Source organism: Agrobacterium tumefaciens str. B6 (assembly GCF_001541315.1).
GTDB classification, from domain to species: Bacteria; Pseudomonadota; Alphaproteobacteria; order Rhizobiales; family Rhizobiaceae; genus Agrobacterium; species Agrobacterium radiobacter.
Window position 1 is genome coordinate 211,503 of sequence record NZ_LMVK01000034.1, and the last position, 14,201, is coordinate 225,703.

The following is a 14,201-nucleotide window of genomic DNA, read 5'->3' on the forward strand; positions in this document are numbered from 1 at the left end:
CCCCCGGTTTTCCGTCCGGAAATGCGAAAACGCTCTAAAACTCAATCGGCCGAGGGAAGCCGCCGCATGGTGAATTCGATGCGGTCGCCTTCAAGCTGCCGCCAGCTTTCCACTTCCGTCCAATAGGCCGCTTTGGGAAAGCTGTCGAACCATTCGCGCGCCTTGGCGCGGGCTTCCTCGCGACCGAGACAGAAGGTCTGGCGCACGAACATGCCGTCACGCTTTTGTTCACCGCCGGCGCTTTCGCGTTCCTTGCGATGATTGGCGATCCTGCGCTTCAGCCCATCAAGGGGCGGCGGTCCGGCAAATTTCGTCATGATATTCACCTCTGGCACCTACATCGATAAAGATAGTGTCGGCGCGCCGCCTTGGCGAGTCGTATTTGTGCGCGGCGCAAACACCTGCTAGAGGCGGCGGGAACAGACTTCACCGCAGGAGAAAGAAGATATGGAACGGCCAATCTTGCCGAAGGGCTTGCCCGAGGACATCGAAGACAAGAAGGCCACAGCCGAAGCCTGGTTCCAGCATCTGCGCGACACCATCGTCGCCTCCTTCGAAACCCTGGAAAACGATCTTACCGGCCCTCTTTCCGATCAGGAGCCCGGCCGTTTCGTGCAGAAAGACTGGCTGCGCGACAATGGCGAAGGCGGCGGCGGCAAGATGTCGATGATGGAAGGCCGCGTCTTCGAGAAGGTCGGCGTGCACACCTCCACCGTCCATGGCGAGTTTTCGCCCGAGTTCCGCAAGCAGATACCGGGTGCGGAAGAAGACCCGCGCTTCTGGGCCTCCGGCCTTTCGCTCATCGCCCATCCGGTCAATCCCAATGTGCCCGCGGTACATATGAATACCCGCATGGTCGTCACCACCAGCCACTGGTTCGGCGGCGGCGCGGACCTGACGCCGGTTCTCGGTCGTCGGCGGACGGAACAGGACCCGGACACCCAGCTTTTCCATCGCGCCTTCGAAATCACCTGCAACCGCCATCCGGTTGCCGATTACCCGCGATACAAAACGTGGTGCGACGAGTATTTCTTCCTGAAGCACCGCAATGAACCACGCGGCACCGGCGGCATCTTTTTCGACTGGCTGCACCCTGATGAGGAAAAAGGCGGCTGGGACGCCAATTTCACCTTCGTGCAGGATGTCGGCCGCGCCTTCAATCTCGTTTATCCGAAAATCGTCCGCGCCAATTTCAACCAGAACTGGACGGAAGAGGACCGCGACGAGCAGCTTATCCGCCGCGGTCGCTATGTGGAATTCAACCTGCTTTATGACCGCGGCACGATCTTCGGCCTGAAGACGGGCGGCAACGTTGAATCGATTCTGTCCTCGCTGCCGCCGGTGGTGCGCTGGCCTTAAAAAACCTCACGCAAATTTGACGCTCATCAGCCATTTTGTCGCAAATAGCGCAAATTAGGACTTATGGAAAAATCAAGGCAGTGGTAGTCTCCTTCCGCAGACGTACTGGAGGAGCTATCGTCATGATTACTTCGAACAGCATGCCTATCTCTGCTTCCGTCGAGGAAGCGCTGCATTCCATCGATACCCCTGATCTGATCGACCGCCTGGCAGCGGAAATGCGCGCCACGGGTGATCGTGAACTGCCCCATTCCTTTTATGTCGAACAGGTGAAACGCTCCCTTGCCGGACAAAAAACGGCACGGCGGGCAGCCAATGACGAAATGCCTCGTACAAAAATTCCGGCAGCTGGCACATCCTCTGTGTTCCAGTGCTGGGCAATGCCCGAATAGGGCGCCGAACAGGGTTGAAGGACGCCGCTCTGGAACATAAGCGGCGAACTTTCGTTTCATGACCGAAGGACAGCATGTCACTTCAATGCTGTCCTTCGCTGAAACAGGGAGGCAAGACCATGAGACTTTTTGAATGCGGAACGCTCGTGCCCGGCTGTGCCTGGCATACGCGCGCAGATGACGACGCTGAAGTCGTCCGCCGCACGGTGGAGCACATGCGCTCGGCCCACGGCGAAACCGTCATCCGTGAAAACATGATCGAGAACATCAAATCCCGCATCCGCGACGAAGCGAATGCGGCGTAAGCCGCAACGCCTTCGTTGCTGCGACTTCAATTCTCCAGCATATCCTTCAGCCGGGCGGTCAGCGCTGCACGGTCAAGGGAGAAATTGACGTCGATCCACTTTTCCTCAAGGCTTTTCAGCACTTCGCCCACCTTCGGGCCAGCCTCGACGCCTGCCGCCATCACATCCACGCCGCTCAGGGGGAATCCGGGCCTGTGGAATTTTTCCGCCCGCGCCAGCAGGGTCGAAAGCCGCGCCACCTTCTGCATGGCCGTGTCGCCAGCCGAAACATCGGCACGGGCGGCGGCAAGCGCAAGCTTCAGCCGTGTCTTCACCCCTTCTACACCCTGACGGTAAAGCAGCCGGTCAAGCGCCGTCTCCTTCAGTTCGGGGTCAGCCGCCGGAGCCGAAGCCCAATGGGTAAGATAGGCAGCTTCGGCCTTTGACAGCCGGAGGTGCGCGGCAAGGGCGACCAGCCTGTCCCTATCGGGCGGCAGGATGGCGGAAAGCCGCAGCATCGGGTCCACCGCCCAGCCAAGAGCCTGTTCCGTCGCCACCAGCCCGTGAATGGCGTCGATACCCCATTTCTCGGTCTCGGGAAGAATTTCCGTCAGCACACCCGATTGCCGCATCCATAAAAGAGCGCGGGAGGGATCGCGCGCCGAAAGCAGCTTTTTCAGCTCGCTCCATACCCGTTCGGCCGAAAGGGTACCCAGTTTGTCCTTGGCCCGCGCACTTGCTCTGAGACCGTCCGCATCAGGACGGCCGGAGCCGTAGTGGGCGAAAAAGCGGAAAAAGCGCAGAATCCGCAGGTAATCTTCCGAAATCCGCATCGCCGCATCGCCGATGAAGCGCACGGTTCCGGTTTCGATATCTGGCAGCCCATCGATAAGATCGATGATCCCGCCCTTTTCATCGGCATAAAGAGCATTGATGGTGAGATCGCGCCGCTCGGCGTCGGTCTGCCAGTCGGTGCCGAAAGCCACCTGTGCATGACGCCCATTGGTCTCGACATCACGACGCAGCGTCGTTACCTCGAAACCTTCGCCATCGATCACCAGTGTCACCGTGCCGTGCTCGATGCCGGTTGGAACCGCCTTGATGCCCGCAGCCTTCGCCCGCGCCACCACCACATCGGGGGTGAGCGTCGTCGCCAGGTCGACATCGACGACCGGCAGGTCCATCAGCGCATTGCGCACCGCGCCGCCGACGATCCGCACCTCGCCGCCATCGGCATTCAGAAGCGCAAAGATGCGCTTCAGCGCCGGTTTTTCGAACCAGTCCCGCCCGGCAAGGCTGCTCATGAATAAAACCTCTCGTAAATCGTCCTGACGATGCCCGCCGTAATGCCCCAAATGTAGCGTTCGCCATAGGGCATTTCATAGAAAAACCGCTCCTTCCCCTGAAAGATGCGGCTGCCGCGCCCGTGGTTGGCCGGGTCCATCAGAAAGGACAGCGGCACCTCGAAAACCTCATCCACTTCCGTTGGATTAAGCGTCAGGTCAAAACCGGGACGAACGACCGACAGTACCGGCTTGATGCGAAAACCCGTCCCGGAAATATAATCCGGCAGACGTCCCACCGTTTCCACGAAAGACCTGGAAAGGCCGATTTCCTCTTCCGTTTCGCGCAGGGCCGCCTCTTCCGGCGTGCGGTCTTCGGCATCGATGCCGCCGCCTGGAAAGGAAATCTGGCCGGAATGTTTGCGCAAAGTGGAGGTGCGCTGGGTGAAGATCACCCGCGCATCGTTGCCGTCATCAATAACGGGCACCAGCACGGCGGCATCCTTCAGCCTGATGCCGTTCCCAGAGAGAACCACACCCGGATTGAGGACATGGTCGCCATTTTCGCGCTCGGCCACGCCCTCGCCTTCCTGCAACACCCGGCGGCGGAAATCGCTAGCGGTAAAAGCCTTGAGGCCCGTTGTCGTCATAGTCATTGCGAAAGCCGTTCCAGTTCATTGGCGGGCATCACCGGAAAGACGACCCCGCCCGAGCGTACGGCGAACATGTCGATACCATCAACATCGATCACTTCGCCGAGCGCGACGAGATCATACATCACCGCCCGCGAGATCAGCGCTTCCAGCCGGCCGCGCACCAGAAGATAGGGTTTCAATTCGCGGTTCTCACCGAAAATTTCAAACCGCAGCGGATACTCCGGCCCCGCCTCCACCACATCGCCGACATTGGTGCGGAAGGTGAGCAGCGGCTCGCCATCCTTCTCACCCGCGGTCACCTTCATTTCGACGGCGACGAAAGGCGCATCGACGACCCGGATGCCGACTTTTTCCACAGGAGTTACGAGATAGGTTTTGCCGTCCTCATCCTTGCGCAGAACGGTGGAAAACAGCCGCACCAGCGGCGCCCTACCAATGGGCGTGCCGAGGTAGAACCATGTGCCGTCGGCGCGGATTTCCATGTCGAGATCGCCGCAAAAGGGCGGATTCCAGCGTTCCACCGGGGCCGGCCCGCGTTTGGCATCGCCAGTCTGTTCGGCGGCGCGGGAAATCATCGCCGCCAGCCCCGCCGCATCACCTGCCGAATTTATCGTCTCCGCTGCCATATTCGAGTCTCGCTTTGCCGATAAGGAAATACTAAGTCACGACATAGTCATTCGAATGGCGCTTGTCAGCGGCCAAGAGAGCAATAAGCTATATGCAGCGCAAAATCCGTCCCGGCCAGCGGCCAGCAAAACCGGGATGCGACTGTGACAGCGGCGAAGGTATGAGGAGAGCGACATGGGCGTGATGAATACCGGCGAAACCCTCGATGAAAAGGCCATCGTCGCCTCGGCCGAAAAGGCGCTTTCCGACATTGCGGCCATCCGCACGGAAGTCTCCAAGGTCATTTTCGGCCAGGAAAAAGTGGTGCAGAACACGCTTCTCGCCATCCTCTCGGGCGGCCACGCATTGCTCGTCGGTGTTCCCGGCCTTGCCAAGACCAAGCTCGTCACCACGCTCGGCACCGTGCTCGGCCTCGACGCCAACCGCATCCAGTTCACGCCTGATCTCATGCCGTCGGATATTCTCGGCTCCGAAGTCATGGATCAGGACGAAAACGGCCGCCGTTCCTTCCGTTTCATCAAGGGCCCGGTTTTCGCGCAATTGCTGATGGCCGATGAAATCAACCGCGCCAGCCCGCGCACGCAGTCCGCTCTTCTGCAGGCCATGCAGGAATATCACATCACCATGGCCGGCCAGACCTATGAGCTGCCGAAGCCGTTCCACGTCCTGGCCACCCAGAACCCGCTGGAACAGGAAGGCACCTATCCGCTGCCCGAAGCCCAGCTCGACCGCTTCCTGCTTCAGGTGGATGTCGGTTATCCCGAACTTGCCGCGGAGCGCCAGATCCTGCTCGATACGACAGGCACCGCCTCTGGCGAAGCACGCGGCGTGATCGATGCCGAACGCCTGATGGAAGTTCAGGCCCTCATCCGCCAGATGCCGGTCAGCGACAAGGTCGTGGACGCGATCCTTTCGCTCGTCCGTTCCGCCCGCCCCGGCCATGGCAACAAATTGACCGACAAACACGTTGTCTGGGGCCCGGGCCCGCGCGCAGGACAGTCGCTGATGCTGACCGCCCGCGCCCGTGCGCTCTATGAAGGCAGGCTCGCACCGTCGCTGGACGATGTCTATGCGCTCGCCGAGCCGGTGCTGGAACACCGCATGGCGCTGACGTTTGCGGCCCGCGCCGAAGGCATGTCGGTGCGCGATGTCATCGCAGCCCTCGTGGAGCAGGCGAAGAACTGAACGCACGTTCGCGAAAGGACTGCATGTGGCATCCATCGGCCAGATCGTAGACAAGACGCCGGGTAGCGAAGTTCTGGCGCGTGCGCGCCAGCGCGCCGCACTGGTGCCGGACTGCATGGTCGAGGCAAAACGCATCGCCAACACCGTCACCGCCGGCTGGCACGGCCGCCGCAAGCGCGGCATCGGTGAGAATTTCTGGCAATTCCGCCCCTATGCCGAAGGCGAGAGCCTGTCGCGCATCGACTGGCGGCGCTCGGCCCGCGACGATCATACCTATGTGCGTGACCGGGAATGGGAAGCCGCCCACACCATCTGGCTCTGGGCCGACATGTCGCCGTCGATGATGTTCAAATCCACCCTCGGCTCCGTTTCCAAGGAAAGCCGGGCGCTGGTGCTGATGCTGGCGCTGGCGGAAATCCTTGCGCGCTCGGGCGAGCGCATCGGCTGCCCCGGCATCATGGAGCCGGTCTCGGCCAGAAATGCCGCCGAACGGCTGGCCACCGCCATCATGCATGCGCCGCTGACAACAGGCATGCCGGAAACGGGCATGATCCGCGGCGCGAGCGATATCGTCCTCATCGGCGATTTTCTCGATGATGCGAAAAATGTGATGGAGCGGATTTCGCCGCTCGCGCGGCGGGGCTTACGTGGCCATGTGGTGGAAATCGCCGATCCGGCCGAGGAAACCTTCCCTTATTCCGGCCGCACCGAATTCACTGATCCGGAAACCGGCGAAAAACTCGTGTCCGGCCGCGCCGAAACCATTCGCGAGGACTACACCCGCGCCTATCTCGCAAGGCGCGAGGCCTTGTCCTCATCGCTGCGCCGTCTCGGCTGGAACTTCGTGTTCCACCGCACCGATCACCTCGCTTCCGAGGCGCTCGTCGCCGTTCACATGTATCTTTCCGGCGCGCCCGCGCAAGGCGGTGGCCATCGATGAGCGCGTTGCCTTTCGTGTTTACCAGCCCCTACATCCTCTTCGGCCTTCTGGCGCTGCCCGCCATCTGGTGGCTGCTGCGGCTCACACCGCCGCGCCCCAAGGCGGAGGTCTTTCCGCCGCTGAAGATTCTGGCGACGGTGCTGAAACGCGAGGAGACGCCGTCGAAAAGCCCGTGGTGGCTGACCCTTCTGCGCATGGCGCTCGCCGCCGCCGTGATTTTCGCTCTGGCGGACCCGGTGGTAAACCCGCGCAACAGTAGCATCGCCGGCAGCGGCCCCCTGGTGCTCGTGGTCGATAATAGCTGGGCCTCCGCGCCCGACTGGGAGCGGCGCGTGGCAACCGCGCAAGCTCTGATCGGAGATGCCGAACGGGCTGAACGCCCGGTTTCCATCGTTTTCACCGCCGACGCCGAACATGACGCCGTGCCGGGAACGACAGCCGTGGCGCTGGACAAGCTCGCCGCAGCAAAACCGAAGCCGCTGGTTCCCGATCGTATCCGCACGGCAGAGGCCATCACCGAAGCGCTGAACGGTACGCCCCCCGGCACGCTCGCCTATATCACCGATGGCGTGCAGAGTGCGCAGGATGAAAGCGCGATGAGAACGCTTGCCAGCCTCTCGCCCGCCGAATTCCGCATCGTGAAGGGCGATGGCAAGGCGATCACCGCCATATCAGGCGCCACCAACAATGCCGACGCCATGAGCGTCACGCTTTCACGGCTGGATACCGCCGAAGCCGCGCGGCTGACCGTGAATGCGCAGGACAGCCAGGGCCGCATCCTCGCCAATGGCACCGCCAGCTTCGCGCCCGGCGAGGCCGAGACGACGGCGACGGTGGAAGCGCCCTTCGAACTGCGCAACGATTTCGCCCGCCTTTCCCTCGAAGGTGTCTCGACGGCGGGTGCGGTGCATCTTCTCGATGACGGCTTCCGCCGCCGCCGCGTGGCGCTGCTGGCCGGCGAAACCGGCAATGATTTCCAGCCGCTGCTGCAGCCGCTTTATTATATCAGCCGCGCCCTGCAGCCTTTTGCCGATCTCATTCCGCAGCGGCAGGCCGATCTGGCGCAGGCGATCCCGGAAATCCTGCAATCCAACCCCTCCGTCATCGTCATGGCTGATATCGGCCGCCTGCCGCAGGAAACCTATGAGCCGATGCAACGGTGGCTGGCCGGCGGCGGCACGCTGATCCGTTTTGCCGGACCGCGCCTTGCCGCGGCCCCAGCCGACGATCCGCTGGTGCCGGTAACACTCAGGCAGGGTGAGCGTGCGCTCGGCGGCGCACTCTCCTGGGCCGAGCCGCAGCCGCTTGCCGATTTCCCGAGTTTTGGCGCCTTCGCCGGTACGCCGAAGGCCGATGGCATTCTCGTCAAACGCCAGGTTCTGGCCGAACCGACACCGGATCTGGCTGAGCGCACCTGGGCCAGCCTTGCCGATGGCACGCCGCTCGTCACCACCCGTAACGTCGAGGCAGGCCGCATCGTGCTCTTCCATGTCAGCGCCGAAGCAAGCTGGTCCGACCTGCCGATCTCAGGCCATTTCGTCGATATGCTGCGCCGTATCGTGCAATTGTCGAAGGCGGGCGGCGCTTCCGCCAACGCCAATGCCCCGGCGGCCGCCCTGCCGCCCTTCCGGCTGCTCACGGCCGAAGGCGCACTGTCGGCCGAAATCGGCACTGCCCGGCCGCTCGAAATGCGCGCCGGCCAGCCGCCCCGCACCGGTTTCGACAATCCCCCCGGCCTTTACGGCACAGAGGATGGTTTCGTGGCTCTCAATCTCTTAGCCGCTGGTGCGACGCTGCGCCCCCTCGACACGTCGGCCGCCGGTATCAGCACGTCAAGCGAAGCGCTGATCGGCGAAACGGCAAAATCCCTGCGCCCCGCCCTCTTCATCGCCGCCTTCCTGATGCTGATTGCCGATAGCCTGATCGTGCTCTTCATGAACGGCGCATTCGCCCGCCTGCCAAAAGCCCGCAGCGCCACCGCCGCCACCCTGCTTCTGGCGCTTGGCGCCTTTGCCACCATGTCGCCAACGGACGCGCGCGCCGACGATCCGAAACCCGGCGACGAGCAGATATTCGAGCGGCTGGACACCACGCATCTCGCCTATGTCCGCACCGGTGAAGACGATGTCGACCGCATTTCCCAGCAGGGCCTGCAGGGTCTCAGTGAATTCCTGACCTGGCGCACGACGCTGGAGCCCGGCCAGCCGGTCGGTCTCGATATTTCCAAGGATGAATTGTCCTTCTATCCCATCATCTACTGGCCGGTTTCCGCCACGGCACCGATGCCCTCAAGCGCCGCCATCTCGCGTATCGACGCCTACATGCGCGCCGGCGGCACCGTACTGTTCGATACGCGCGACCAGTTCTCTTCGCTCGACACCGGCGCGACCAGCCCTAACGGCGAACGCCTGCAAGCGATCCTCGCCAATATCGACATTCCGCCCTTGGAGCCCGTGCCGGAAGACCATGTTCTGACGCGCTCTTTCTACCTGCTCACCAATTTCCCCGGTCGTTACAACGGCTCGCCGCTCTGGGTGGAATCGCGGCAGGGCGCGGCCAAGACCACGTCGGGCCTTTCCTCCTCCGGTGATGGCGTGACGCCGATCATGATAACAGGCAATGACTTTGCCGGCGCATGGGCCGTCGATGCGCAGGGCGCGCCGGTTCTGCCCACCGTGCCACCAGACGAGATGCAGCGCGAACACGCCTTCCGCTCCGGCGTCAACATCATGATGTATATGCTGACCGGCAACTACAAGGCCGATCAGGTCCACGTTCCCGCACTTCTCGAACGGTTGGGGCAGTGACATGACATTGACCTTCGCCCCCTTCCTGCCGTGGATCGTAATCGCCGTTCTGGCAGTCGCAGCCCTCGCCCTTTCCTTCATCGGCCTGTGGCGCGGCGTGCGCGGCGCGTGGCTGCGCGGGCTGGCGCTCGCCGCCCTGCTTGCCGCCATCGCCAATCCGCTTCTGACGCAGGAAGAGCGCGAGCCGCTCTCCACCATCGTGCCCGTCATCGTCGACCGCTCGCAGAGCCAGGACGTGCAGGAGCGGCCGCAGATGACCGATACCGCGCTGGAGACGCTGAAAGACCGGCTCTCGCGCTTCCCGCGCATTGAGCCGCGCATCGTGGAAGTCCGCGACAATGGTGAGAGCGATTCCCCCTCGACACAGCTTTTCTCGGCGCTTTCCTCTGCCGTCTCGGATGTCTCACCATCCCGCGTCGGCGGCGCGATCTTCCTCAGCGACGGCCAGATTCACGATATTCCCAACGCTTTGCCCAATGCCGAACAGGCGCTGGGCTTCCGCGCGCCGGTCCATGGGTTAATCACCGGCAAGGCCGATGAGTTCGACCGCCGTATCGAAATAGTCCGCGCTCCGCGCTTCGGCATCGTCAACGAAGAGCAGCAGCTGACACTGCGCGTCTTCGATGACGGCCGCCCCGCCGGCGGCGGTTCCGCGGAAGTGACCGTGAAGATGAATGGCGAAGAAATCGCCACGCTGCAGGCCACGCCCGGCCAGCCGACGCCGTTCAGCTTCAAGGTTCCGCGCGGCGGCAACAATGTCATGGAGTTTTCCGTCGCCGAGCTTCCGGGCGAAGTAACGGCCGCCAATAATCGCGCCGTTCACCTGATCGAAGGCATCCGCCAAAACCTGCGCGTGCTGCTCGTTTCCGGCGAACCCCATGCCGGTGAACGCGCCTGGCGCAACCTCCTGAAATCCGACGCCTCGGTCGATCTGGTGCATTTCACCATTCTGCGCCCGCCCGAAAAACAGGACGGCACGCCCATCAACGAACTCTCGCTGATCGCCTTCCCGACCCGCGAACTGTTCGTTGAGAAGATCAATGATTTCGACCTCATCATCTTCGACCGCTACCAGCATCGCGGCGTGCTGCCGATCCTTTATTACGATTACATCGCCCAATATGTCGAAAAGGGCGGCGCGCTTTTGATCGCCGCCGGGCCGGAACATGCCGGTCAGGATTCGATCGCCATGACGCCTTTGGCCTCCGTGCTGCCGGCGCAGCCGACGGGTCAGGTGCATCAGGCCGCTTTTTACCCCCGTCTTTCGGAAGCGGGCAAGAAACACCCCGTCACCCGCGGGCTGGAAGGCTCGGGCAACGAGCCGCCGCAATGGGGCCGCTGGTTCCGCACCATCAGTGTCGACCCGCCGCAGGGCCAGACCGTGATGCTGGGCGACGGACAGGACCCGCTGCTGGTGCTGAACCGGCAGGGCGAAGGCCGTGTCGCCATGCTGCTGTCGGATCAGGGCTGGCTGTGGGCGCGCGGTTACGAAGGTGGTGGCCCGCATGTGGCGCTTTACCGCCGCATCGCCCACTGGCTGATGAAGGAGCCGGAGCTTGAAGAAGAGGCGCTGACGGCGCGCGCCAACGGCCGCACCCTGCAGATCACCCGCCAGACCATTGGCGACGATCCCGGTCAGGCGAGCGTGCGTTTCCCTTCCGGCAAAACGGAAAGCATGGCCTTCACCAGCGCCGAGCCCGGTCTTTACAGGATCGAGCGCCGCATGGATGAAACCGGCCTGTTCGAAATCAAGAACGGCGATTTCACCACCCTCGTCCATGTCGGCGCGGTGGATGCACCGGAATTCAAGGCGATGATTTCGACGACCGAAACGCTGAAACCGCTGGCAGACGCCACCAAGGGCAGCGTGCACCGTGTCGCCGATAGTTCCGGCCGTATCGCGCTGCCCGATATATTGCCCGTCCGCGGCGATATCAGGGTTGCCGATGAGGATCGCATGCTGATACGCATGACCGACGAGACGGTGCTGAAAGGCGTCAACACCCTGCCGCTCTTTGCCGGTTTTGCCGGGCTTGCCGCCCTGCTGCTCGCCTTCTCCGCGCTCTGGTGGCGTGAGGGCCGGTAAGGGCGTTTCGGCCCGGCGGCAGCGCCGGGCTTTCCCGTCTCCGATTGGAAATCGAAAGCGGTCGCCACCCCGGCGTCTGGAGAGAAACCATGAATTTCATTTTGAGCGACGTCGCGGATCCAGAAGCCGAAAAGGCCATCCGCGATCCGCTGGTGGCCTATAATCTCGCCCGTTTCGGCGAAAGCGACAAACGCGAACTCATCATCACCATCCGTGACGACGAAAACATTGTTACCGGCGGTCTGGTTGGCCATACCGCCCGCGGCTGGCTTTACGTGCAGCTTCTTTTCATACCGGAAACCATGCGCGGTCGGGGCACGGGCCCCAAGCTGCTTGCAATGGCCGAGGAAGAAGCCAGAAAACGCGGCTGCATGGGCGCCTATATAGACACGATGAACCCGGATGCCCTGAGAACCTATGAACGCTACGGCTTCACCAAAATCGGCTCGCTTGGCCCCCTTTCCAGCGGCCAGTCGATCACCTGGCTGGAGAAGCGGTTCTAAATTGCATAAAGCTGCTAAGCCGCGATCCCCGATACCTCACCGTCGACCGTCCGGCCCATAGCCTCGCGAATCTGCTGGCGAAGCCACACGGCCCCGGCATCCGCGTCGGTCTGCAGGGCCCAGACCATGGCGACGGGTGGGAAATTCAACGCCACCGGCACCGGGCTTATTTCCAGCCCCAGCAGCGGCGCATAACGCAGCGCGATACGCGAGGACACGGTGGCCAGCACCGCCGAAGATCGCGCCGTTGCCAGTACCGAAAGAAAATCCGGCGCCGCGGCAACGACGTCGATTTCCAATCCGCTCAGCTCCAGCGCATCCTTGATGCAGCCGTGCAGGCTGTCCGTCTGCGATATGACCGCATGTTTGGCCGCCACATAGGCGTCCAGTCCCACGGGATTGGGCAGATCGAGTAAAGCCGGGTTGAAACAGCAGAATACGCTGGAAGAATAGAGCGGTTCGCAATGGTGGCGCTGCTCTTTCGAATAGGTGCATCCGACAGCCATGTCGATCACACCCGTATCCAGCATCGCCGTGATTTCCTGCTCCTGCCCGTTGCGGGCGAGAATACGGATACCGGGCGCAATCTCCCGCAGCCGCGCCGTCAAATCCGGCAAAAGCAACAGTTCCACCTCGCTCGACATGCCCAGCCGGAATGTGCGGCGCTCCGTTGCCGGATCGAACACATCCGCCGTCAGCACCGCCGCCTGCGCCTGCCTGAGCGCCTGTCTCACCGGCCCGGCCAGATTGAGCGCCCGCGCCGTCGGCTTCATCTCCTGCCCCACGCGGATGAAAAGCTCGTCCTGAAACAGGGTCCGCAGGGTGGAGAGATTATGGCTCATGGCCGGCTGCTGGATTTTCAGCCGCCGCGCGGCGCGCGTGACATTCATTTCCTCCATCATCGCATCGAAGGCGATGAGAAGGTTGAGGTCGAAAGAACGGAGATTGAAATGATCGATAGTTTGCATAAGTCACATCGATTTGATTGCTGACCTCTCTACACTTAGCTGGAGTACGGAAAGTTTCAAGACGTTCCCCAACCCAGGAGCCCTCAATGCCGTCACGTCGCTCACTTCTCAAAGGCGCCGCCAGCGCCATCATCGCCGCCCCCCCCTTCGTTGCACCCTCCCTCGCCTTCGCTAAGGCGCCGCTCGCCGCCACACAGGCACCCGGCTTTTACCGGCTGATGGTCGGCAAGGTGGAAGTCACCGCGCTTTCGGACGGCGTCATCGCGCTGCCGCTTGCCAAAATCTACACCAACACCACACCGGAACATGCGACAAAGGTGCTGCAGGATGCCTTCCTGCCGGAAGAAACGCCCACCTCGGTCAACGCGTTTCTCGTCAACACCGGCGACAGGCTGGTGCTGATTGATGCCGGCACCGGCACCTATCTCGGCCCAAGCCTCGGCCGGCTCGTCGCCAATATCGAGGCCTCAGGCTACAAGGCGGGGGAGATAGACGATGTTATCCTCACCCATATCCATACCGACCACTCCGGCGGGCTGTCTGCGGATGGCAAACGCGTCTTTGCCAATGCGACCCTGCACGTCAACAAGCGCGAAGCCGCTTTCTGGCTTGATGAGGCAAAGGCCAAGGCGGCGCCCGAAGCGCTGAAGAAGGGTTATGCCGAAGCGAAGGAAAGCATCCAGCCCTATATCGATGCCGGCAAGTTCGAGACATTCGGTGACAATGCCGCGCCGGTTCCCGGCCTCGGCTCGATCCTTTATGCCGGCCATACGCCGGGCCACAGCGGCATCGTTCTGGAAAGCGACGGCCAGAAGATCGTGTTCTGGGGTGATATCACCCATGGCGATATCCTCCAGTTCGATGAGCCTGATGTCGCGATCGAATTTGACGTCGACCAGAAGGCTGCCGTCGCCGCCCGCGATCTGGCATTCCGGCAGGCGGTGGAAGGCAAATATCTGGTGGCAGGCGCCCATATCGCCTTCCCCGGCATAGGCCATGTGCGCACCGACAGCACCAATTACGATTGGCTTCCGGTCAATTACACGACGCTTTAACTGCAGAACGGAATGGCCTGATCGTGGATCGGATCAGGCCATCACCCCTGAGCGGC

14 protein-coding genes are annotated in these 14,201 nt (G+C 62.3%); 9 read left to right on the forward strand and 5 right to left on the reverse strand.

All coding sequences use genetic code 11. From position 1 onward, the window contains the following. Positions 1-41 precede the first annotated feature (41 nt). Positions 42-317, reverse strand: a complete 276-nt coding sequence (locus ASB65_RS20115; protein ID WP_004430221.1) for a hypothetical protein — start codon at positions 315-317, stop codon at positions 42-44. A gap of 130 nt (positions 318-447) precedes the next feature. Here ASB65_RS20115 and hemF point away from each other — a divergent pair, with 130 nt between their 5' ends. From hemF to ASB65_RS20130, 3 genes are all read left to right on the forward strand, one after another. Continuing rightward, entirely contained in the window at positions 448-1,359 is a 912-nt protein-coding gene (gene hemF / locus ASB65_RS20120; protein ID WP_004430216.1) for an oxygen-dependent coproporphyrinogen oxidase, read from the forward strand. Positions 1,360-1,481: 122 nt separating this feature from the next. After that, on the forward strand, positions 1,482-1,751 hold the full coding sequence (locus ASB65_RS20125) for a hypothetical protein (protein ID WP_004430213.1): 270 nt from the start codon (positions 1,482-1,484) through the stop codon (positions 1,749-1,751). Positions 1,752-1,870: 119 nt separating this feature from the next. Next, positions 1,871-2,056, forward strand: coding sequence for a DUF1059 domain-containing protein (locus tag ASB65_RS20130; protein WP_003523091.1), 186 nt, complete (start codon positions 1,871-1,873; stop codon positions 2,054-2,056). Between the two features lie 26 nt (positions 2,057-2,082). Here ASB65_RS20130 and ASB65_RS20135 read toward each other — a convergent pair whose 3' ends face one another. From ASB65_RS20135 to ASB65_RS20145, 3 genes are read right to left on the reverse strand one after another with little or no spacing between them, the layout of a single operon-like run. Then, positions 2,083-3,339: a CCA tRNA nucleotidyltransferase gene (locus ASB65_RS20135; protein ID WP_060725158.1), complete on the reverse strand. Its 1,257-nt coding sequence runs from the start codon at positions 3,337-3,339 to the stop codon at positions 2,083-2,085. Beyond that, positions 3,336-3,974, reverse strand: coding sequence for an NUDIX hydrolase (locus ASB65_RS20140; protein ID WP_004430201.1), 639 nt, complete (start codon positions 3,972-3,974; stop codon positions 3,336-3,338). Before ASB65_RS20140 ends, ASB65_RS20135 begins: the two co-directional genes overlap by 4 nt. Then, positions 3,971-4,600 carry a DUF1285 domain-containing protein gene (locus ASB65_RS20145; RefSeq protein ID WP_060725159.1) on the reverse strand — a complete coding sequence of 210 codons (630 nt, stop codon included), beginning with the start codon at positions 4,598-4,600 and terminating at the stop codon, positions 3,971-3,973. Before ASB65_RS20145 ends, ASB65_RS20140 begins: the two co-directional genes overlap by 4 nt. A gap of 175 nt (positions 4,601-4,775) precedes the next feature. Between ASB65_RS20145 and ASB65_RS20150 the strand changes: the two genes are divergently transcribed. The 5 genes from ASB65_RS20150 to ASB65_RS20170 all read left to right on the forward strand — a co-directional run bounded on the left by ASB65_RS20150 (position 4,776) and on the right by ASB65_RS20170 (position 12,122). Further along, positions 4,776-5,786 (forward strand): AAA family ATPase, encoded by a 1,011-nt coding sequence (locus ASB65_RS20150; protein WP_004430195.1) that lies wholly within the window; start codon positions 4,776-4,778, stop codon positions 5,784-5,786. Positions 5,787-5,811: 25 nt separating this feature from the next. Beyond that, positions 5,812-6,726, forward strand: a complete 915-nt coding sequence (locus tag ASB65_RS20155) for a DUF58 domain-containing protein (RefSeq protein ID WP_060725160.1) — start codon at positions 5,812-5,814, stop codon at positions 6,724-6,726. Continuing rightward, positions 6,723-9,533, forward strand: coding sequence for a DUF4159 domain-containing protein (locus ASB65_RS20160; RefSeq protein WP_060725161.1), 2,811 nt, complete (start codon positions 6,723-6,725; stop codon positions 9,531-9,533). The genes ASB65_RS20155 and ASB65_RS20160 overlap by 4 nt, the downstream gene beginning before the upstream one ends. A 1-nt stretch (position 9,534) precedes the next feature. Next, on the forward strand, positions 9,535-11,619 hold the full coding sequence (locus tag ASB65_RS20165; protein WP_004430185.1) for a hypothetical protein: 2,085 nt from the start codon (positions 9,535-9,537) through the stop codon (positions 11,617-11,619). Between the two features lie 89 nt (positions 11,620-11,708). Continuing rightward, positions 11,709-12,122 carry a GNAT family N-acetyltransferase gene (locus ASB65_RS20170; RefSeq protein WP_004430183.1) on the forward strand — a complete coding sequence of 138 codons (414 nt, stop codon included), beginning with the start codon at positions 11,709-11,711 and terminating at the stop codon, positions 12,120-12,122. Between the two features lie 14 nt (positions 12,123-12,136). Here the strand turns inward: ASB65_RS20170 and ASB65_RS20175 are convergent, their stop codons facing one another. After that, positions 12,137-13,090, reverse strand: coding sequence for a LysR substrate-binding domain-containing protein (locus ASB65_RS20175; protein WP_020808569.1), 954 nt, complete (start codon positions 13,088-13,090; stop codon positions 12,137-12,139). Positions 13,091-13,176: 86 nt separating this feature from the next. Between ASB65_RS20175 and ASB65_RS20180 the strand changes: the two genes are divergently transcribed. Continuing rightward, positions 13,177-14,145, forward strand: coding sequence for an MBL fold metallo-hydrolase (locus ASB65_RS20180; protein WP_060725162.1), 969 nt, complete (start codon positions 13,177-13,179; stop codon positions 14,143-14,145). Positions 14,146-14,201 lie beyond the last annotated feature (56 nt).